The 22,660-nt window shown below is 74.0% G+C and carries 10 protein-coding genes; all 10 read right to left on the bottom strand.

All coding sequences use genetic code 11. From position 1 onward, the window contains the following. Nucleotides 1-49: 49 nt before the first annotated feature. Entirely contained in the window at nucleotides 50-298 is a 249-nt protein-coding gene (locus AC38ZX_RS10295) for a hypothetical protein (RefSeq protein WP_491297205.1), read from the bottom strand. Further along, on the bottom strand, nucleotides 217-7,179 hold the full coding sequence (locus AC38ZX_RS10300; RefSeq protein WP_491297206.1) for a hypothetical protein: 6,963 nt from the start codon (nucleotides 7,177-7,179) through the stop codon (nucleotides 217-219). Before AC38ZX_RS10300 ends, AC38ZX_RS10295 begins: the two co-directional genes overlap by 82 nt. A 1,976-nt stretch (nucleotides 7,180-9,155) precedes the next feature. Beyond that, entirely contained in the window at nucleotides 9,156-10,184 is a 1,029-nt protein-coding gene (locus tag AC38ZX_RS10305; RefSeq protein WP_491297207.1) for a hypothetical protein, read from the bottom strand. Then, nucleotides 10,181-11,518 carry a hypothetical protein gene (locus AC38ZX_RS10310; RefSeq protein WP_491297209.1) on the bottom strand — a complete coding sequence of 446 codons (1,338 nt, stop codon included), beginning with the start codon at nucleotides 11,516-11,518 and terminating at the stop codon, nucleotides 10,181-10,183. The genes AC38ZX_RS10305 and AC38ZX_RS10310 overlap by 4 nt, the downstream gene beginning before the upstream one ends. Nucleotides 11,519-11,573: 55 nt before the next feature. Then, complete coding sequence (locus AC38ZX_RS10315) at nucleotides 11,574-12,107, bottom strand: hypothetical protein (protein ID WP_491297210.1); 534 nt, start codon at nucleotides 12,105-12,107, stop codon at nucleotides 11,574-11,576. Further along, nucleotides 12,100-12,654, bottom strand: a complete 555-nt coding sequence (locus AC38ZX_RS10320) for a hypothetical protein (protein WP_491297212.1) — start codon at nucleotides 12,652-12,654, stop codon at nucleotides 12,100-12,102. Before AC38ZX_RS10320 ends, AC38ZX_RS10315 begins: the two co-directional genes overlap by 8 nt. After that, nucleotides 12,573-18,230, bottom strand: coding sequence for a DUF6603 domain-containing protein (locus AC38ZX_RS10325; RefSeq protein ID WP_491297213.1), 5,658 nt, complete (start codon nucleotides 18,228-18,230; stop codon nucleotides 12,573-12,575). Before AC38ZX_RS10325 ends, AC38ZX_RS10320 begins: the two co-directional genes overlap by 82 nt. 112 nt (nucleotides 18,231-18,342) lie before the next feature. Further along, a complete protein-coding gene (locus AC38ZX_RS10330; protein ID WP_491297215.1) occupies nucleotides 18,343-20,865 on the bottom strand; it encodes an esterase/lipase family protein in 2,523 nt (840 codons plus the stop codon). After that, nucleotides 20,781-22,082 carry a hypothetical protein gene (locus tag AC38ZX_RS10335; protein ID WP_491297216.1) on the bottom strand — a complete coding sequence of 434 codons (1,302 nt, stop codon included), beginning with the start codon at nucleotides 22,080-22,082 and terminating at the stop codon, nucleotides 20,781-20,783. Before AC38ZX_RS10335 ends, AC38ZX_RS10330 begins: the two co-directional genes overlap by 85 nt. Next, nucleotides 22,079-22,420, bottom strand: a complete 342-nt coding sequence (locus AC38ZX_RS10340) for a hypothetical protein (RefSeq protein WP_491297217.1) — start codon at nucleotides 22,418-22,420, stop codon at nucleotides 22,079-22,081. Before AC38ZX_RS10340 ends, AC38ZX_RS10335 begins: the two co-directional genes overlap by 4 nt. Nucleotides 22,421-22,660: the final 240 nt, after the last annotated feature.

Below are 22,660 nucleotides of genomic sequence, written 5' to 3' on the forward strand. Positions count from 1 at the left end.
CGGGCCGTCGCGGCGTGCGCCCGGGTTGGAACCCGGCGCAACCCTGACCTCAGGCGGTCACCGCTGCGCGCGGTCGGCGCCACTCCAGACGCGCAAGGATGCCCAGCACCAGCGCCACCAGCGCCGTTCCCGCGACGATGAGCCACTCGAGCGACCCGCTGCCCTCGTCGGGGTCGACGTGGAACACCTCCTCGATCCACTCGCGGGAGATCAGGGTCACGACGAACAGGATGAACGCCGCCGCCGCGACGACGACGAACACCCAGAAGCGGGCCCGGACGTGTGTGCTGGTGGACATGCAGGTTCTCCCTCGGTGATTGGGGGGACGCGGTTCAGGCGACTGCGTCGGGCGGGCCGCCGACGCCGAGGAGGTCGAACAGGACGGCGACCATGCCGGCGGCCGTGGTGGTGCCGGTGCCGACGAGGTTGACCACCTGGCCCTGACCGCTCGCGCGCACCACGAGCGACCTCACGGCGGGACCGTTCGCGATCGGGTCGAACCGCACCGTGACGGACTCGCTGCCGCCCGCGGGGACGTTGCGGGGAACGGCCGGCGGGTTCACCAGGGTGAACCGGTTGCTCCCGGCCGCGTCCAGGTCGATCGCGTCCAGGCTCATGGGTCCGTCGCCGAGGTTGCGGATCTCGAGGACCAGGTCGCCCGGCGCGCCCGTGTGGACGGTGCCGAACTCCAGGAACGCCCGGGTCGACAGCCGCGGACGGCCCGCGATGAGGCCGAACCCGGTGGCCTTGACGAGGATCGACGGGTGGGTGGGGTCGTCGGACGAGACCATCAGCTGCGAGCCGCGGTCCCCGGCCACCGACGGCGTGAACGTGACGCTGAATGCGCGGTGCTCGCCCGACGCGAGCGCGAGCGGGAACCCGGCCCCGGGCGGTCGTGACGTCACGACGATGTCGGTCGACGAGCCGTCGATGGCCGTGACGTTCAGCGGGGCGCCGCCGACCGAGTGCAGGACGAGGTCGCGGGTCACCGACTGGCCGACCTGGAGGTCCCCGAATCCCAGGTCGGCCTCGACGTGCAGGGTCGGGTCGGCGGGCACGGTGAACTCCCACGCGCTGCGCCCGTAGGTGGCGATGCGCAGCACCTGCTGGCCGGCGGTGGAGTCGCGGACGATCGCCTGGACCCCTGCCTTCGGCAGGTTGGGGCCGACGCGCTTCCACGTCGCGCCGTCGAGCCGCAGCACCCCCGCGTCGGAGGCCACGAGCAGCGAGGACGGCACCGTGGACGTGTCCCAGGCGGCGTCCATCACGGGGATGTCGGGCAGGTTGCCGGTGGGTGCGTTGAACGTGCCACCGAGCTCGTGCCAGGCCGGGTTCCCGCCGACGCTGATGCCGCCCGTCTCGGTGAGGAACACGTGCCGCGTCCGGCGCGGGGTCGCCGTCCGGCTGTACCCGGCGGCGACCACCGCCACGCGCGTCCCGGCCGGAACGGCGGGGTCCTCGATGATCTGGGAGATGAACGAGCGCGCGCCGACGTCGCGGAAAAAGTGGGCGGCCGTGCCGAGGTAGGTGCCGCCCCCGGTGCTGGAGAAGAACACCCGGTAGTGCTGGTTGGTGTGCACGAGGTCGCTCGTCGCCACCCACAGCCGGTTCGCTGCGGGCGCGTGCAGTGCGGTGATGTGGTCCGCGAACGTGAACATCGCGACGAACGAGCGACCGCTGTTCGTGCTCTTGAACAGCGTCTGGTCCTGGGCGAAGTAGATCGTCGTCGAGGGGTTGGCGCCGTTGGGCTCCAGCGCGATCCGCTGGATGTAGCTCTCTGGTTGGACAGGGCGCCGCCCCCGCCGACGTTGGGCCCCGCCACCCGCGGCACGGCGCCCGGGTTGCCGTTGCCCGCCACGCCGACGACTCGAAGCTGTTGTTGTCGAGCACGTGGATCGGTTGCGCCGCCACGTTCGCGTTGGTGTTCCCGAGCACCCCGGCGACCGTCACCTGATCACCGGTGAGGAACCCGTGTCCCTGCGCCGTCACGACGACCGGGTTCCGGTTCACCGTGCCGAACACCGGCATCGCCTGGTGGACGGCCGGCCCGCGCAGCCGTCCGGTGCCCTGGACGTACGACGAGCCGAGCGTGCCGTCCGACCCGTCGAGCGAGAGCCGGTGCGCGTCGATCACGGTGACCGTCCACGCCGGACGCGCATCGGTGTTGTTGGGCGCCGTGTTTCCCTGGACGGCATCGATGCGGACTCGCTGGCCCGTCGCGCACCCGTGCGGCTGCGTGGTCTGGATCTCGATCGGCGCGGTCTGGGTGGCGGCGACGACGTCGGCCTGAGCCAGGAACCGGTCGCCGGTGACGGTCGGGCCGGTGCCGAACGCGGCGACCGTCGTGCCGTTCTTGGTGCGCAGCTCGATCGTGCGCTTGTCGACGACGTTGATGACGCTCGCCCCGTTGGCCAGCCCGCCGCCGCCCGTGACCCCGGCGATCGTCACCGAGTCGCCGGCCCGGTACGAGTGCGGCGCCGTCGTGACCCGCACGGGGTTCGTGTTGGCCACGGCCTCGACCGGCACGGTGCGCGCGATGCCCTGCTGGAAGTACGTCGTCCCGCCGTCGGTCGACTTGATCAGCCGACCGTTGGTGGTGCCGTAGATGATGTCCGGGTCGACCGGGTCGACCGCGACCGGGCCACCGTCGCCGTCGATCCCCACGAGCCAGGTGCCGTGGGCGTCGCCTCGCCGGTGACCGCCGGTCCCGCAGTCCTGCATGCCGCCGAAGGTGACGTCGTTGTTGCCCGGACCGCGCCCGATCGCGAGCGAGTTGAGCAGCGACGTCGCGATGCCCTCGTTGAGGGCGGTGAACGACAACGCCCCGCCGACCGGACCGCTCGACCGGTAGATGCCGCCGTCGGTCCCGACGTAAGCGGGCGTCGGCGCGTCGGGGGCGACCCCCGTCCAGGTCCACCGGGTGGGCGGCGGGAAGACCAGCTCGTGGTGGTCCCAGTGCACGAGGGTGGTGCTGGGTGCGGCGCCGATCGGACCGAGCTGGTCCACGCCGCCCCTGGTCGCCGCGGTGACGGTCGGCCACGTCCCGCCGCTGTCGATCGAGCGCCACAGCTGCTTCTGGGCGGCGTACACGAGTCGTGAGTCCTGCGGGTCGACTCCCAGCGTCAGGTCGTAGCTGGTCTGGTCCTGGGTCTGGTCGCCGAAGTTGTCGACGTTGACCCGGGCGGCGAGCGCCGGCCGGGCCTGCCACGTCGTGCCCGAGTCGTCGCTGCGGAAGAGGCCGACGAAGACGCTGGTGTGCCCGCGCTCGCCGTCCTGGACGGACGCGTACAGGGTGCGCGTCCGCGGGAGCATCGACTGGGTCAGGGCCACGCGGCCGAAGGCGCCCGGCACGCCACCCGAGTGCGCGAGCAGGTTGTCCGAGAGAACGACCTGGCCGGTCGAGGCGATCGTCAGCCGGAAGATCCCCCGATCCGGGTTGAGCGCCGTGGTGCCGAACTGCCGACCCCCCGCGACGAAGTAGACGGTGTTCCAGCTGTCGGCCGGCCCGGCCAGGGTGGCGCCCGCCCCTCCGTAGGCCGCGTTCATCGTGAGCCCGGCAAGGCGGACGTGGTCGTCGTCGACGCGACGGACGGACGCCGAGTTGCCGGGCGCGGCGATGCCGGGCAGCCCAAGGACGCTCACCCGGTCGCCGTCGAGCAGGCCGTGGCCGACCACGGTCGCGGTGATGCCTCCGCCGGCGTTCACGGCGGCGGTGATCGCGAGCGGCGCGGGGTGGCGCGGCCCATCGACCACGCCGCCGCCCGTGTAGGCCGCGTTGCCGCGCGAGCCGACGAGCGCGAACGTGTCGGGGCCGAGCACGCGGACCGCCCACGAGCCGTTCGCCCTCGTGGTCCCCTGGACACCGCTGACGGCGACGACGTCCCCCGTGACGAAGCCGTGCGCGGCGCCCGTCACGACGATCGGGGCCGGCGCCGCGGGGTTCGTCGCGCCCGTGACTGCGACCGTCGTCGGGTGCGACGGTCCCTGGACGAAGCCGGTCGTCGCGCCCGTGCCGTTGCCGGTCGACCCGCGCAGCGAGAAGTGGTCGTCGTCCACTGCATCGACCACCCACCCACCGTTCGCCTCGCGGTTGGACGTGACGCCGCCGAGGACCACGTGGTCGCCCGACGCGAAGCCGTGCCGGGACACGCGCACGACGATCGGGCTCGCCGGGGTGGCGTCCAGCACCGGCGCCTGACGGGTCCAGCCGGTGTCCACCTCGAGGGCCGAGATCACGCCGGTGCGCAACGGCTTGCCGTCGTCGAACGCCGGGTGGTTGGCGCCGAAGTTCCTGCCGCCGTCGACCGAGTAGTACAGCCCGGACTCCGACGCCACGAGGAGCTGGCCGCCGACCGGGCACACCATGCGCACGATGCCGCGGTCGGACAGGAAGGGTGGCTGTCGCGCGTCGAAGAGCGTGCCGCCACCGGCGTACGCACCGCCGACCAGGTGCATGCCGTTCAGGCGCAGCGTGTCGTCGTCGATGCGCACGACGATCGCCTCGTTCGCCGCGCCGACGACCCCGGGGAGGCCGATCGCCGCCACCCGGTCGAAGGTCGCGTAGCCGTGGCCCGCGACCGTGACGCGGACGCCACCCGCGACGTTCGTCGCCGCGGTGATCGGCTGCGGCGGCCGGCCGGCCGGTGACGTCAGCCGCGACCAGCTGGCGCCGGCGTCCACGGACCGGAAGAGGCCCGCGGACTTGGGCATGCCGGCCTGCCCGTCGAACAGGTTCCCCGTCCCGGCGTACACGATGTCGGGGTTCACGGGATCGACCGCGATCGCGCCGATCGACGTCGCCGGGAGCTGGTCGGTCGTCGGGCGCCAGCTCGCGCCGTCGTCGTCGGACCGCCAGACGCCGCCGCTGCCCGCCGCGATGTAGAGCCGGCCGTTCGGCCGGGGGTCGAACGCGATGTCGACCACCTCGCCGCTGTCCGGTCCGACGCCGAGGAAGAGCTGCTGGTTGCCGACGACCAGGGGTGCCGGCCCGATCTGCCGCCAGATGCCGGGGCCGGCGTACTCAAGGGCGTCGACCTCGCGGACCGCGTACCGCCACCGCCGGTTGTCGGCGGATCCGGTGCTGTCCTCCTGGCGGTTGACCAGGGCTTCCGGGGTGCTCTCCGACTCGCCGAGGTTCGCGTCGGTAGGTGCCTGCTCGTCGACGCTCACGGCTGCGGCTCCTCGGGCGTCAGGGTGAGCCAGCCCTCCTGGCCCTGCGCGGGATCGGGCGGGATGCGCGCGTCGCCCACCGAGTTGGTGATCGGGTCGTCGACCCACGTCGTGGCGTTCGAGCGGTGGCTCCAGCTTCCACGTGCCGCGGATGTCGGAGGCGACGGGCATCCGGACGAGCTTGGGGTCGACGAGCACCGGGCCGAACCGGAACACGGGAGCGAGCCGTGCGAGGCCGGGCGCGACCCAGCCACGCCGCATGCCGATCTCCTTGCGCGGCAGGAACCCGGTGGTCGCGTGCACCACGCAGTGCGGTTCGACCAGCAGCGTCACCATGACGTCCTGCCCGGGCTGCACCCAGAGGATCCCGCTCGTGTCCACGTACGGGTGGTCGACGGGGGTCCCGCCCGGATCGGCGACGACGCCGAGGTCCTGCGCGAAGTCGTCGTAGTAGCCGGACGTGGTCGACGCCTGACCGTTGAACCCTTCGTGCGGGCCGATCGGCCGGGCGAAGTCCGCAGCCGCCGGATCCGGGACGCGCAGGGTCCGGTAGTCGTCGCCGACGAAGTACGCGAGCAGCCCGTCCTGCCAGTGCGCCAGCGCGCCGAGCCGCACGGGGACGCGCATGCCCGCGACGACGTCGGGTGCTACGGGCTCGGCCACCTCGACGCGCACCAGGGCGCGCAGCACGGCGAGGGGATGGCCGACGAGCAGCGCCAGGTGCTCCTCACCGATGTGCCCGAACGGGTCGACCGCCCACAGCGAGGCGTCGACGATGCGCAGCAGGGACGAGAGCGCGGAGTCGGTGGCGGGCGCGTCCGGTGAGGCGTCGACGGCACCCCAGTCGAGCAACCCCTGCGCGAGGCCCGCCAGGTGGGGGTTGCGCACGATCGACGCCGGCTGGCCGCCCAGGCCGCTCGGCTGCCCCGGGGACTCCTCCCAGACCACACCGGCCGCGGCGTCGAACCGCACGGCCCCGAGCCCCCCGCCGTCGGCGCCGTAGAGCTGCAGGTCGCCGTCCAGGTGGTTGGGCAGGACGAACCCGCAGACGGGCGACGTGGTGTCGTCCGCCTCCGTCGCGTCGTCGTCCGCGGACACGAACCGGAACCACAGCCGCGCCGGCGCGGTGAACCTCGGCGCCAGCTCGACCAGGTCGTCGCGCTGGTCGACCACCAGCGTCTCGGTCTCCAGGACGTCGGCGCTGGCGTTCGGTGTGCCGTCGTCGGGCCCGAGCAGGTCGAGGACCTGACCGAAGCAGTCGACGAGGCGCAGGCGGGTGACCCGCATGAAGCCGGAGCGCAGCGGCCAGAAGTCGGGGGGCACCGCCTGGCCGGCGCCGCTGGTGCCGTCCGCGACGAACCCGCCCCGCAGCCGCGAGTTGAACCGGTCCATCGCGCCCACCAGCACGTCCATGCGCTCGAGCTCGTCCGCGACGTGGTCGAGGTCGGCGGCCGCCTCCGGGGGGACGGCGACGGCGGCCTTGGCCCGGGCCTTGGTGGCGCGGAGGTCGGCGGCGCGCTGGTGGAAGCCCGCACCCGGCGCCGCGGGTGCCTGCTGGACGCTCACCGTGGACAGCGCCGCGATCCGGGTGAGCATCTCCTGGGCGGCCTTGGAGTAGTAGGCGTGCGTGACGCCGGGCGTCAGCTGGGTGGATCCGGCCGTGGCGCGCGCCTGTTCCACCACCCGACGGACGGTCGCGGCCGCGATGGACGCGGCTCCGCCGCTGAGCAGGGCCCGGCCCGTCAGGGTCTGGACCGGTACGGCGTCGGCCGCCGGCACCGTCTCCGGCACCGCGTCGAAGTCGACCTCCTCCAGCTGCCAGTCCTCGAAGCCGGGCGACCGGAAGAGGTCGACCGCCCAGTCGAGGTGCAGCGGGACCCACGGTCGCACGGGCGGTGCGACGGCGATCGCGGACGGCAGCGTGCCGGCGAGGCCGCTGACCGCGAGCAACGGCGACAGGTCACGCCGCTCGTCACGCGCGATCCACCAGGCGGTCTGCTCCGTGGCCACGACGCGCGCCTGGGCCTCCAGGTCGACGTTCGCGGCTGCGCCGGCGCGGGCGAACCGCGCGGTTCCCGACTGGTTCCGGACGGCCGTCGGCGCCGATCCGGGGTCGAGCAGTGCGAGAGCTCGGCCAGGAGGTCGTCGCACTCCGGCGGGATGCCGCCGTGCTCCAGCCCCCGGTCCAGCAGGTCCTGCCCGCGGACGGCGGCCCCGCCGGCCTGCGCGAGCACGCTGGGCGCGAGGCTCGTGGTCGTGTGCCCGGACAGCCGGCAGACGAGGGTGCCCGTCTCGGTGTGCAGGCCGTCGGAGCCGTGCTTGAACGAGCGGCCGGCACCCTCGAGCAGGAACACGGGGTCCGCCGGCATGAAGTACCGGGGGAGCGCCCGCTCCGAGTCGACCGTCTCCGCCTGGGCGTCCGCGTTCGCCGACCGCGGGACCGGGACCCGGACGTTCGCGGTGACCGCGAGGTGCACCGCCGTCAGCGCGGCGTCGTACGTGCCCTTGGCGAAGGCGGGCGATGCGTACTCGATGGGGGACTTCTGCACGTGGGCGACCACCTGGGCGCCCGAGGAGGTCGCCGCGACCGGTCGGCTGGTCGGCGCCGCAGGAGCCGTGGCCGGCCCGGTGCCGGCGAAGACCCCGGGGTCGGTGCTGCTCGGGTTCGGAACCTCGGCGGTCGGGGTCTGCAGCGCGCGCTGCGTGACCTGCTCGGTCCGCGTGCCTCCCGGCAGGCTGCCGAACGCCGAGGCGTGCAGCCGCGCGTCGATGCGGGCCGGTGCGTCGGGCTGGTCGAGCTCGTCGACGGCTCCGAGCAGCACCGCCTCCAGGATGCGCGCCTCGTCGGGCGCGCCGGTCGTCTGCGCCAGCCGGGCCGCGAGCGCCTCGGTGAGGGTGCTGCCGATGGTCACCGTCACGGCCTCGGCCGCCGGCGGTCCGCCCGCGTCGCCGCCCAGCAGGCCGTCGGGCGCGACCGCGATCCCCGCGCCGGGCCAGCCGAGCCCGACGACGCCCCCGTGGTACAGCGTGAGCTTGGGCCACGACACCGCCCGGGCCGCCCAGCCGCCGAGCACCGCCTTGCCGCCGGGTGCGAACAGGGTCGCGGTGTCGTCGCGGACGCCCTGGACCGCGAACGACTTGCCGGTCGCCGCGTCCGCCTTCTGCACGTACGTCGCCTCGCGGGTCGCCAGACCGAACGTCGTCGCTGCGAGCGCCCGGGTCTGGGCGTAGACGAACGCGGACTCGATGTCGGCGGGGTTGATCTCCCAGCCGAGCTGGGCGATCCGGGCCTCGAACGCCGTCGGCGAGCTGAGGTTCTCGCCGATCGGGTCGTCGATGTGCCGGCTGTGCCAGCCGGTGACGAGGTAGGCGACCGGACCCGTGGCGCCCGACAGGTCGTCGTAGAAGCCGAGGCGGTTCTCGACGTCGTCGTAGTAGGCCGACCAGGCGGCGTCGCCGTGCCCGAGCACGGTGAGCGGCTGCACGCCCGGCGTGTCCGTCCGCTCCGGGTCGGCCGTCTCGGTCCAGCTGTCGAGCGGCTCGACGACGGGCTCCTGGCCGCCGGTCTCCATCACCCAGGCGGTGACGGCGCGGCGGGCTCCGGCCTGAGGCGTGGAGATGCGGCTGACCACCCAGCGGTCCGGGACGGGCGGGAACGAGACGTCGCCGCCGGCAGCCGTCCCGCCGCCGCGCGTCAGCGCGTCGGGCAGGGCCCAGTGCAGGTAGGCGCCGGGCTTGCGCGGGTCGCGTTCCGCGAACGGGTCGGGCAGCAGCGTGTGGGCGTCCGGGGCCGATCCGGGGTCGGGCACGGTCATGGCGGTCTTCGCCCAGGTCCCGCCCTCCTCGCGCACCAGCAGCACGTCGAGCTGGATGGGGACCATCACCCGTGGCGTGCGGGCCAGTGCGGGGTTCCAGGTGGCCACGGCGCGCGGCGTGATCCCGTGGGCGATCGCCGCACCGACGAGCCGGTTGTCGAACGCGGCCATCTAGACCACCCCCAGGACGGTCTTCACCGTGCTCAGGACGATGCCCTGCTGGAGGACAGCCGTGACGTGGAAGGCCGGGAACCGGGAGTCCGGGTCGACCGCGCCGGTGTCGGCGTGGTCGACGGTCCCCTCGAAGTGCTGACGCCACGGCGGGTCGAGCACCGAGATGGCGAACGCGCCGGCGCCGGTCTGCTGGATCGCCGTCGGGTGAGCAGTCTGAGCGGTCTGCAGGGCGGTCTGGAGCGCGGCGACCCGGACGATGTCCGCGTGCCGCGAGCGCACCGGGACCGGCACGGGCACGGCGTCGTCCCCGACGCGCACCTGCTCGCCGGTGGGGGTCCGCAGCGGCACGGCGAGCGAGCTGCCGAGGTGTCGGACGCCGAACTGGATCCCGTGGTGGGGCTCCTCGAGGATCACCATCTGCGGCTCGCCCTCGAACAGCGCGATCATCACCGACGGCGCCAGCAGCTCCAGCCGCAAGAGCTTGAGCTGGTGGCTCACGACGGTGGGATCGGCCGACTTGTACGGTTCCTTGACCGGTGCGTCGTACGCCCGCACGTCCATGTGCGGCCAGCCCTTGACGGCGCTGGAACGCAGGACGAACCCCGTGACCAGCGTGCCCTGGTCGTGGTCCGCGTCGCTCAACTTCTTGGCGTCGGGGAACTCCATGCCGCGCTGCATCGGGCGCACCATGCGCTCGCTCTGGTCGAGCAGCTGGCCCAGGCTCGTCGCGCGCGCCTGGTAGTGCGCCTCCTCGCGCGAGCCGATCTGCCCGACCGCGATCGCGCCGTCGACCAGTCGGTCGGTCCACGAGCGGTCGACGTAGAAGAAGCGGATCGACTCGGGCGGCAGGAGGCGTTCGTCCGGCACGAGGTACTCGAACGGCACGCCGACCAGCAGCCGCACGTGCGCGAGGAACGACTCCAGGTACGGCGGCAGGTCGCCCTCGGGCTCGAGGGTCGACTCCTGCGCGGGCGCCACGAGGCGCTCGTGCAGCGCCATCCGGGCGGTGGTCAGCGGAGCCCTCATCCCGGACCCTCCAGTCGGAGCTTGGGTGCCGCCACGGCGGCGATGGCATTGCTGCGCACCTCGGCCAGGGCGGCCAGCCCCACCGAGTCCTTGAGGATCTGGTCGAGCGTCGACGTGGGCGGCACCTTGCCCAGGGGCGGCAGCGCGACCGCGCCCGTCAGGCCGGCGTCGGCACCGAGCAGGGTGCGGATGGCGTCCTTCGAGCGCAGCCCGAAGGTGCTCGTCAGGGCGTCCGCGCCGAGCAGCGGCGAGGACAGCACCCGTTCACGCAGCAGGGGGTCGCCGAGCGGGCCGATGCCGGCCGTGACCTTGGTGAGGACGTCGACCGCGAACCGCAGCGCCACGGGGTCGAGCGGGTCGGTCACCTCGACCAGCCGCATCGCCGCGACGAGGGTCGACCTGCTGGTGTCCTGGGTGGACGACCGGTACGCACCCCGGCGCCACCGCATGAGCTCCTGCGCGAGGCGTCCGTCGGCCGCCGCGAGCAGGCGGCCCACCTCGAACGCGCTCGCGTACGAGATGTTCTCCGCGCCCGTCTCGGCGACCACCCGGCGCGCCTGGTCGGCGCTGTGGTACGGCCCGAGCGGGTCGCGCGAGACCGGCTGGGAGACGAACGGCCCGCGGTACCAGCTCTGCTCCGGCGCACCGAGGCGGTCGACGACGTCGATGCGGATGTGCCCGGTGTCGGCGACGGCGAGCGTGGACGACGGCGCCACCTCGCCCGCCATCGCGACGTCGAGGCCCTGCATGAGCTGGCGGAACGTGCCGTCGCCCTCGCACACGAACGTCCAGCTGTGCAGCAGCACGAGGCGGGCCTTCGGGTGCAGCACGAACATGCCGGCATCCGTGCGCCGCTTCAGGTCGGCGGACTGGCCGAGCACGGCGGCGTGCGCGGTGCTGCTCGACGGGAGGAAGGCGTCCTGGGACGCGGCTGCGACGGCGCCGACGAGTCCGGGCGGGGCGGCGGGCGCCGGGATCAGCTCCTTGCCGGCCGAGGCCGCCTGGGTGACGCCCAGGCTGCTGGCCCGCGCCGGCGCCGCCTCGACCGCCGACTGGATCGCGGCCTTGTTCGTCGTGCTCCGTACGGTGCCGGTGGTGGTCCTGCCCTGCATCGGCTGGACCATCGTGTCGGCGACCTCCGCGGTCACGCCCGTCCCCAGCGAGCCGCCGCTCAGCTCGAACGGCTGGGACACCAGGGCGTCCTGGGCGTCGACGAGCGTCTCCCAGCCGTGCTCCTCGACCACGTCCGTGGTGGGCAGCAGGTCGGTGCGCTCCTCGACGGACACCAGGCACGCGACGTAGGAGGAGCCGGACCGGGGGATCCGGTTGCCCATCACGACCGCGAAGTACCCGTCGGAGTCGCCGGCGGCGAGCCACGGTCGTCGACGTTCACCTGGCGCACGTGGGTGAGCAACCGCAGCTCGTCCGGCATCGGCAGGATGTCACGCAGCAGCTGGAGGTCGGCCTCGACGGCATCGCACCGGATGCCGTCGGGGCGGCCGAGCCGCTGGAAGACGTCCGCCGGGACGACGTCGGTGAGCGCCTGGTTCCGCTTAGCTCGCACTCGGAGGCCTCGAACAGGACGAGGGCGAGGAACGGGTACGGGGTGTCGTCGGGGCCGACGGTGTACGCGTCGCCGAGCGGCCGCTCCCACGGCAGCGTCCGACGACCGAGCGCGACGTGCGGCAGCGCCGAGTCGAACGGGCCGTGCCCGTTGCGCGGCGGGAACACGCCCGCCACCTCGGACGGAGCGAGCGAGAACCGTGGGCCCTCGACGTCGAAGAAGTAGTCCTGGCCGGGCAGGTCCTGCGGTGCGCCGGCGATCGCGACGTCCGTCTCCACGCGCATCCGGTAGGCGCCGGCGAGCAGCGGGGGTCGGATGTAGTCGTAGAGCACCATCTCGCCGACCTGCGGATCAGGCATCGTGCACCGCCTTCCCCATCAGCCGTACCTGGACCGAGCCGTCGGGTGTCAGGTGCTCGTCGGGCACCACCTGCGTCAGCGTCGACCCGGCCAGCACGGCCGCCCACTGAGCCGCGTTCCCGACGGCACCGACCACGCCGGCCAGGGCGACGTCGCCCACGACACCGACGCTGACGCCGACCGTCGGGCCCGCTGGGTCGTCGGCCAGCAGGTCGTACAGGAACATCGTCCGGTTGCCCGCCGTGACCCGCAGCGGGAGAGCGGCGACGTCCGCGCCGTCCGTGTGGACGACCACCTGCTCGGGGCCGAGGGCGACGCCCCGCGGTCCGTCGACGAGGACGCCGATGACGGTGGTCGACGCCGGCAGGTCCGTGCGGACGAGCTCCTGGTCGAGCATCGCGCGCGTCACCGGCACGATCCCGGCGGCCTCGACGTGGCCGCGGACACCGACGGCGAAGGGCTTGCTCAGCCGGACCACCGAACCGCGGGCGAGCAGCGTGGTCGGGCCGACCTGCGCCAGCTGCGACCCGAGCTGCCAGCCCAGCACGGGGGTCGAGCTGCCGGCGGAGACGGCCCCCGTGACGGCGCCTGCACCCGCGGCCTTCGTGGCGACGGTCGGGACGCCCAGTGCCGTGAGCGCGACCATCCCGCAGCCGTCGACGAGCATGACGGACTGCTGGCCGGCGGGGAGCTCGCGGTCCGCCAGGAGGGTGCCGGCCGTGCTGAGCTCGGTGATGCGGACCGCGCTGTCGCCGCTGGCGGAGACCGTCCAGGTGGCGGACCGGGGAGTTCCCACAGGTGCGTGCTGCCCGACCGCAGGGTCACGCCGTCGCCGCCCGCGAGCTTGGTCAGCCCGTCGACGCTCTGGCCCGCCGCCCGGCCGACCGTCCCGCCCAGGGCCGGGTTGCGCAGCGTCCGCGACGACCGCGCGGCCCGCGTCGGCTGGGGCACGCCGGTGGTGGGCCGGATCAGCAACGCCGAGCCGGGGACGTCCCACGAGGTGACGAGGTCGTGCCGGACGTCGACCACCGGCACCACCTTGGGCAGCCCGATGCGGGTGTCGAGCCGCGGCAGCCGGCGGAGCGCCGGCACGGTGGTGCGCATCGCCGGTGCTGCCGCGGCGACGAGGACCGGTCGTTGCAGGACGGCGCGCACGCGCGGCTCGGTGAGCGCCACGCCCTCGACCGGGCCGACCCGCACCGGCGGCGGTGGCGTGCCGATGCCCACCGGGTCGAGCGTGAAGCCCTCGGCCAGCGACGAGAGGACGGGCGGTGCCGACCGCCGGTTGGCGAGCGCGTCCAGCGCGGCCGGACCGTACCCGGGGGAGCGCAGCCCGCTGTCCGTGCGCAGCTCGGCGAACTCCGGGTTGCTCCCGCCCACGATGCTCGCCACGCCGGTCATCAGCGCCGGGGTCGAGATGTCCTTCGCGGTCGCGGCGAGCGCCACGTAGGCGGCGCCCGCGTTCTTGACGGCGATCGTCACGGAGCCCGTGTTCCGTGCGAAGGGCAGCGGCCGGTAGTTCGTCGCGTCCACCAGCGTGCCGATGGGCACCACGTCGCTGGGGTCGTGCAGCCCGGCCACGCCCGTGATCTCGAGGCCGTTGAGGACGGGGAGCGTGTTGGCGGCGGCGGGCGGCTTGAAGTCGGCGAAGAAGTGGTACGTCGCCTCGGACACCTGCGCGATCAGCGGGTTGAGGCGGAACAGGGTCGGGTCGAGCACCAGGGCCCTGTCGGCGGGTGCGGGCTGGCTGTCGGGGACCATGTCGACGAACGTGCTCGTGCCCTCGGTCTGGCGGGCGAGCACGACGCTGTGCACCGCGCCGACGTGGTCGTGGGTCTCGTGCATCGGTGCGAGGTCGAACTCGTAGGTCGCGGACAGCGTCGCGAACCGGCCGAACACCGTGGCCGTCATCTGCGACTCGGGCACGTCGGTCTGCAGCTGCAGCACGAAGCCGCGGGCCGGCATCTTGGACTCGGTGCGCAGCGCCCACTCGGCGGACAGCCGCCAGGGCTGGTCGGCGGTGCCGGGCGCGACGGGCGCCCCTGCGGGCTCGGCCGGCAGCAGGCCGGCGCTCACCTGCGCCCCGACGCTGCCGGCCGCGGCGTCGCCGGCGCGGACGTAGAGGTCGACGAACTCGGCCCAGGTCTTGGCCGGCGGCATCGGCAGCGAGTCGTCGCCGAACGGCACGGTCACGGACGTCACGCCGAGGTCGGCGGTGACGGTCCCGTGGAACGGCGGGCCGGACAGGTGCAGGGACGCACCGACCGAGACGCTGATCTCGATCGTCGCGCACGCGAAGAAGCAGATGCGGATGCGCAGGCGCCCGCCCACCTCGATGCCCACGTCGAGCTCGTAGTGGAACGGGTCGCGCGTGATGAGGATGTCCGTGTAGGCGGTGAACCAGATCTGCAGCCAGTCCGGCCCGTAGGTCGCCTCCATCCGCACGCCGGTCATGAACGCCGTCGAGGTGATGGCGAAGTACGACTCGCCCTTGATCTGCACGACGCCGAGGAACGACCAGCGGAACCCGAGCCGCGGCACGATCGGGTACTCGGGCAGCGGCTTGAACGACGGGTGGTAGCCACCCAGCGTCAGCAGGAACGTCCCGTTGCGGAACCAGGTGAAGAACGCGAAGCCGCCGGTCAGCTGGCAGTCCTTGCTGATCAGCCAGGAGTTGTCGGTGAGCTGGGCCTGGATGGAGAACAGACCCTCGGCGCTGCTGAACCGGGCCTTCATGGCCAGCTCGATGCTGACGATCGCCGCGTCGTCGGTGGGCAGGGCCATGCGCGCGACACCGAGCAGGCCGATCTCGATGCCGCCGTCGAGGGCCACGTACAGGACGGCCGTGACGTTGACGACCTCGAACATGGTGCCGCGCAGGCCCGCCGCGAACCACAGCGCGCCGCGGGACGGGGGCACCTGGTCGCGGAACGCGTAGAGCGCCTGCATCGGGTTGTTGGCCAGCGCCTCGGGGTTGTCCAGCGCCTTGACCAGCATGAAGTCGGGGATCTTGTTCAGGTCCTCCGGCACGATCAGGCGGCGGTTGTAGCCGAGCCCGAGCGCGATGCCGGTGAGGTTGATGACGGGCGGCAACCCGATGGGCACGAAGACGCCGCCGAAGATCGCGAACGAGGTGTACTCGTCGGACCCGCTGCCGACGACGCTGTACGAGCCGATGACGATGGCGCCGATGCTGCCGATCTTCACCAGCAGCATGCCGTCGTACTCGATGGGCGGACCGTCGAACTTGACCAGGCCCCCGGCGATCGAGATGGCCGGTCCCGAGTAGCCGACCGCGAGGCCCTTGAGGTCCAGCGACCACTGGCTCGGATCGGTGACGTGCGCGAACGGGATGGTGACCGACAGGTCGTCCACCTCCGCCGACAGGCCCGCGACGCTCAGGCCGCCGTCGATGGCGAGCGTCAGGGCGGTGCTCGTGATCCCGATGCCGAGCTGGTCGATGAAGATCGGCCCGAACCCCGCGTGGATGGGGATCCAGAACAGTCCGCTCTGCCCGCCGACGAGCACGTGCAGCTGGGCCGAACCGGTGCCGGCGTCGTCCCAGTACCAGACGTCGACGTCGGTGACGGGGTTGACGCTCTGCCCGTCGCCACCCGCGCCGCCGGACCCGCCGGACGACAGCAGGTTGGACGCCACCGGGTTCGATCCGCCGCCGCCGCCGAGCGCGGCACTGATGGGCAGCCCGAACCCGCCGAGCTCCAGACCGCCGCCGCCGTGGGAGGCCACGAGCGAGCCGGTGCGCGTCTCGAGGTCGAGGAACACGTACGCCTTGACCGCTCCGAGCCGCAGCCAGGTCTCGGAGACCAGCGCGGTCCCGTCCGACTTCTCCAGACCGACGCCGACGCCACGCAGGTGGATGCCCAGGTCGAACGCGAGCTCGGGAGTGGTGTCGATGAGGAACAGCTCGAGGCCGCCCGTCGCGGGAGCGCCCCACGCCGTCGGCGCGCCGAGCAGCACGTCGAGGGGCTCGCCGATCGGGATGGCGACGTGCCCGGACAGGCCGATCCCGACGCGGCCGCCGTCGGACAGCAGCCTGACGTGCAGGTCGCCCAGCGCGACGTCGAGCGCGCTCGACGCGGCCGCGAGGAACCCGCCGAGCATCTGGAACACCCCGGGCAACGGGGAGGCCAGGTGCCCGCCGACGAGGATGCCGGCGTCGGTCAGGGCCTCGGTGAGCGTCGGGCCGCCGGTCCACAGATCGTGGTCGAGCACGGGCTCCGCCGCGGCGAGCGCCACCTGCAGGGCGAGCGGGAGGGCCCAGCCGACGATCAGCTGCTCCGCGGTTCCGGACGCCGTGGTCACCGTGAACGCCGGCGCGAGCTGGAGGACGAGCGGGCCGTCGTCGGCGCCCGACGCCAACGGCAGCGCACGGATGCGCACGTCTCCGCCGGAGTCGATGTCGAACGCGAACCGCGGCTGGAGCGCCACCCCGAGCCCGGACAGGTCGGCGCCGAGCGCACCGGAGACGTCGACGCCCGTGCCGTCGACCTGCACCGTCGCCGACAACGCCGCGGGAGCGCTGGCCACGGGACGCAGGTTGAGGATGCCGATCCCGACGGTGGGGCCGTTGAGGCCCCAGCCACCGGTCGCCTGCAGGGAGCCGAGCGAGTCGGGCAGCGTCAGACGCCAGCGGACGAGGCCGCCGCCGGGGGCGTCGAGAGTGCCGGGCACGCCGGGCAGGAGGTCGACGACGGCACTGGCCAGCTGGCCGCGCTTCGTCGAGTCGACGTCGTCGAACCACGTGCCGGTGAGCATCGCCGTGAAGGAGGCGGTGTGGGCCGAGAACTTGCCCGCGGGGTCGTACAGGTCGAGGTGCCCGGCGGCCGCCAGCAGGTGCTCGAGCCAGTCGGGGTGCGGCGTAGCGAAGTGGTCGACGGCGGCGTCGAGCACCTGGGGCAGCAGCCCGCCGGCGGCGCCGCGCAGGGCTCCGAGCCCGCTGAACGTGGGCAGGATCGTGATCGGCTCCACGCCCTGCGGCGTCACGACGAGCGAGAGGCCGGTCGGGTCCGCGCCGAACGCGACGTCCAGGTGGGGCCAGCTGCCCGTGAGCGGCGTGCCGATCGTGACCGAGCCTGCGGGCGCGACGTGCCGCGACGCGTCGATCTCGACCGCGAAGCCGAGGCCCAGGACGCCCTCGATGGGGGCGGTCGTCGCGGCACCGATCCGGATGGACCCGGGGGTCGAGCCCGCCACCACGGTCAGCCCGATGTCGCCGGGCAGCTGGAGCCCCGGTCCTGCGGGGAGCCGCAGCGCGCCGTTGAGCGTCGTGAGCAGCTGGGCGACCTTGCCGGCGTCGAACCCGCCACCATCCAGCCCGAGCGCGTCGACGCCCGAGAGCATCTCGCCGGGGGCGCGCAGGAGGTGCAGCAGGGCGGCGACGTCCAGGCCGGGGACCAGAGGCGTGAGGATCGTCGCGACGACCCCCGAGGCCAGGACCTGCGGGATCGCGTCGTCCAGGCTCGCGGCCAGGTCCGGGAGCGACAGGGTGGGCCAGAGCCGGACGCCGGTCAGGAACGGTTCGGCGTCGAGGGTCACCGTCCCGTCGGCCGTCCGGTAGTGCAGCGCCACGATGCCGAGCCGGGCGACCACCTCGGCGGTCGCGGTGAATGCGGACAGGGCCAGGTCGACGTCTGCGGAGAGCTCGACGGACGGGCGCGCGTCGCCGTCGCCGGCCGCGGTCGAGGCCTGGATGCCGGTGCGCCAGCCGGTGCCGTCTCGCCGGACGAACAGCTCGTACGGCGTGCCGGGTGCCGCCAGCAGGTAGGAGCCGTCGGTGACGCCGTCGGCGATCAGGCCCGCCCAGCCGTCCGCGGTGGCGAGGGCGCCGGGCACCTTGCCGCCCAGGAAGCCGACGGGGTCGGTGCGCAGCGCGGCGAACCCGTCGGCCGAGAGCACCCGGGTGCCGGTCGCGTCCATGCCCAGGAGGTCGATCGCGCCGAGCGCCGCCGCGAGCGCCGAGACGGTGGTGGCGGCCGAGTCCGTCGCCGCGAGGGCCGCGCCGACGCCGGCACCGATCAGGGGTGCAGCCACGGCGTCGGCGAGCGCGGCCCGAGCGACGGTGGTGCCGCGCCACGCGGCCTGGTCGAGCCGCGCGTCGAGCACCGCGGTCGGGCCGGATCCGCCATGGCTCGCGGTGACCCCGGCTGGAGGCGACGCAGGCGGCCGTCCACGTCGCTGTGCGCCGGTCCGCCGACGAGCCACCCGCCCGGGCGGCTCAGCGAAGCTCCACCCGCAGCAGCTGGGCAGGGTGCGGCGGCACCGCGGGGGAGTCGACGAGGGCGATCTGGCCGAGGCCGTACCGGACGCGTGCGTCCGCGTGCGGGGCGTTCGGTGTCGGGTCAGGCAGCGGCACCGGCATCGCGATGCCGTAGGCGAGGTGCGTCGGCGCGGCGCGCGAGCTGCCGGCGAGCGTCTGCACGCGCGCCGACAGCGCCGTGCGCAGCGCCGCGAGGACGTCGTCGGACAGCGAGCCGGACATCGTGACGACCGCGACGTCGGCGCCGATGTCGAACGGTGCCGTGAGCGAGAACGAGGCCTCGGGATAGGGGTCCGCGACGGCGAGCGCACCGGTCGAAGGCGCCGGGCGGTAGCCCTCGACCGCGCGCGTCAGGTGGGCCAGCGCGTCGGCAAGCGGCGACGCGGTCGGCGCGAGGACACCGGCGATGCGGATGGCGTCGCCCAGCTCCTGGTCCTGCAGGAACGCCAGCGGAGTCCCGAGGTGCGGTGTGCCGATCGTGATCAGGCCGGTGACGCGGCCGGGGTGGTCGGCGACGAACGTGCGCGCGGCCAGGCCGGCATAGGAATGGGCGACGATCGTCAGCGCACCCGGGTGCAGCACGGCGAGCCGGTCGGCGACGTGCGCGATCTGGTCCGCGAGGTAGGCCGTGTCGCCGCTGCCGCTGTCGGCGAGGTCCACGGTGTACCAGTCGGCGACGGCGGTCAGGGTGTCGAGCGAGATGGTCCGCGGGTCGATCCCGGGCGTGCGCAGGTCGACGTGCGCCGCGGGATCGGTGGTGCCCTGCCGGTCCGGGGAGGCGAGCACACCGGACCAGACGGTGTGGTCGACGAACGCCGGGCCGACGAGCAGGACGCAGCGGTTGCCGCCCGAGACGATCCGCTCGACCTGCGCGACCACGTCCGCCACCACGTCCGGGTGCTGGGGCAGCAACGGGTGGGCGGCGTTCGCCTCGGCGCCGTGCGCCCAGCCGAAGATGTCGGGGCCCTGCGAGTCGCGCGGCACCACGCCGTCCCCGGAGCCCAGGTGCACCTCCAGCAGCCGCAGCCGCTCGGTGAGGTCGCGCAGCGTGAGCCCGCGCAGCAGGCTGCGCAGGTCCGGGTCGAACCAGGCGACCTCGACGAGCACGGCGGCGAGGTCCTCGGCGGTCTGCGCGGCGTCGACCCTCGTGCCCAGTCCGGCGAGCCAGGCGGTCGGCGGTCCGGCCGGCTCGAGCCAGGTCTCGAGCCGCGGCCCGTCGGCCAGGTGTGCGCCCGGCCACGCGATCCGCCACGGGTCGTCGAACGTCCCGGCCCCGTCGAGCAGGTCGACCAGGTCCGTCGCCAGCTCCTCGACCTCCAGCTCGCCCGCGCCCAGCAGGCCCTCGCCGAGGGATCCGAGCCCCCGGAACAGTGCGGTCGCGCTGGACTCGCCGGACACCCCGACGTGCGCGACCAGCCGACCGAGCCAGAGCCGCAGCGCGCCGAGCGGGTCCCGCAGCAGCCTCCCCGGGTCGCTGGGGTCGACGATCAGCGGGCTGTCCTCCGGCATGCCCGGCAGGCCGCGTCGCAGGCCGAGCAGACCCGCGGCCGCCTCGACCTCGTCGCCGGCGGTCGACGCGAGGACCGAGAGCACGAGGCGGAGCAGGTTCTCCAGGTCGCCGATGCCCACACCGAGGCCCGCCGCAGATGCCGCGAGGTCGGTCAGGTCGAACGGGACTGCGGGCGGCAGGTGGAGCTCGGGCACCGTGACGGCGTCACCGTCGGCCGACAACGACAGTCCGGCCGCGCGGACGTGCCAGCCGAACGGCTGGCCCGGGCGCCAGCCGGCCGACGCCTCCAGCGTGTCCAGCCCGATGTGCACGGGACCGATCGTCGCGTCGACCGCCGGGTCGAGGACGAGCCGGAGCTCCTGCGCGCCGAGGAACCCGACGGCGAACGCGCCGTCGGCAAGGTCGAACGTCAGCAGCTCGCTGACCAGCGCGAACGTTGCCGGGGTGGTGGCTAGCCGCAGCCCGATGCGCAGCTGTTCGGTGCCGGCCGCCGCGGGGTCGGGCGCGTGCCAGGCGGTCAGCTGGAGCGCGGGGGAGTCGCCCGCGATCGCCACGGTCCACGGGTCGACCGCGCTGCCCGTGCCGCCGATCGCACCGTCGAGCCCGATGAGGTGTGCCACCTCACGCAGGATCGCGTCCCAGCTGGTCCCGTCCTGGAGCACAGCCCGGTGGTACGTGCCGATGGCTGTGGCCGGGTCCACCACGAAGGTCGCCAGGTCGAGGTGGTGCGTCCACCCGGGCAGCGCGGTGCCGGGGTTGGCCGGGTCCTCGGGTGCGACGAGCCCGACGAGGGCCGCGAGCCGGCGCCCGACGTCCGTGCCGAGCGCGTCGGTGATCTCGTGCACGACGAGGTCGACGGCGGCCGCGGCGACCGAGTCGACGTTCGTCAGGTCGAGCCGCGGGTAGGGCGTGGTGTCGAGCCGCGCGTCCAGGAGGCTTCCAGCGTCGGCGTCAGCGTGGACCCGTCCCACACGAGCCCCGCGCGCAGCGTGCCGATCTTGACCTGCGCCGTGTCCACGACCGCCGTGTCGCCGGCCCCGGTCAGACGGAGCAGCGCGGTGGCCCGCGGCACCACGACGATCGCGCCGACCCCGTCCAGCGGCACGTCGACCAGCGCGGCCTCGGCCTCGAGGTGCAGCTCCGGCGCGTCCGGTCCGAGCGCCGCCGCGACGGACACCCCGAGGCCCGCGCGCAGGTGGCCGGACGCCTGCGCCAGCGTCGCGTAGACCTGCACGCCCGCCAGCTCGGCCACCGGCACGCGCCAGGGCACGTCCACGGACCCGGTGCCGGTCGCCGTGACCGTCTGGCCGAGCAGCCCGGCCAGGTGCTCCAACCACGGAACGGCCGTCGGCGTGCCGTCAGTGCCCAGCAGCTGGCCCATCCACCGCTGCACCGCGGCAGGGCCCTGGGGCAGGTCCGCGAACGGGAAGGCCGGGATGTCGTCGGCGTCGGCGAGCCCGAACAGGGCGAGCAGGTGGTCGGAGAGCGACGTCAGCGTGGCGTCGGGGTCCACCTGTGCCAGGACGATCTTCAGCAGCGCGGCGAGCAGGTCCGGGGCGTGCCTGCCGAGGTCCTCGACGTCCATCACGCTGTCCGCCGGGGTCTCGCCGCCGAGGCTCAGCTGCTCCAGGACCAGCACCAGGGACGCGCTCGGGTGGTCCGGGTCGGGCACGACGGTGAACCGGGCCGTGACGGCCGCGAGCCCGACGGGTCGGCCGCCCGCGGGGTTGTAGGTCCACCCGGTCTGCACGCGCGCCTCGACGGCGAGCGGGTGGGCCGTGGTCCCGATGACGAGCTCGACGTCGGAACCCGCCTCCACCACGTCGGCCTGGAACCGCAGGGAGGCGGGCACGTCCGCGCCGGCGCCCGTGTGGAAGTCGCCGCCGAGCCCCAGCACGACGCCCGAACCCGTGTCCCGCAGGGTGAGGTAGAGGTTGCCGCGCTCGAGATCCCCCAGCAGCGGGTGCCACTTCTCGCTGTCGGGCCGTCCGGGGTGCGGTTCGGGCGGGAGGACCAGGTCGAAGAACTGCAGGAGCGCGGTGCGCTGACCCGGCGCGCGGACGATGCCCTCGAGCTTGGTCAGCGGTTGCTGGAACCAGCTCTGGTCGAAGTCACCCTGCTCGTCGAGCAGCCCGAGCGCACGCGCCAGCGCGTCCAGCTCACCGGTCTGGCCCAGGCTGATGCTCATCCTGGTTGGTCCGTCGAGGCGGTGCGAGTGCGGAACGCAGGCACGAGGCGGATGTCGTCGCGGACCAGCGGCTCGACGTGCTCGGCCGCCAGGCCGACGAACGAGAACGCGCGCTGCGGCGTGAGCGTCAGGCCGTGCTCCGAGACCGACACACCGCCGGGGACCAGTCCCTTCGCCGTCGCATGGCTCTCGACGTAGCGCAGCAGGGCGGCCCACACCACGTCCCGGAAGAGTGCACCCCACCGCGCCGCGACCTGCGGGTTGCCGAGGGCGGACTCGTCGGTGGCGGCCACCAGCAGACCGGCGGTCGCCGCATCGGAGCCGAAGACGAATCGCACCGCCAGGGGAGCGACGCCGGCTCCACGGACTCGGTGTCCACGGCCACGATCACGGCGCCCTGCACCGCACGCAGCTGCAGCTTGTCCACGTGGAGCAGGATCTGCGCGCCCTTGTCGCTCCACACGACCGAGGCTGCCCCCGCGTGGGCCGGACCGGTCAGCGCCGCCTGCACGAAGGCCGTCAGGTCGGCGAGGGGGACGGTCGACGATGCGTTCTGACGCGCGGCGTCCGTGCCCTCG

This window comes from Cellulomonas sp. McL0606 (assembly GCF_058248365.1).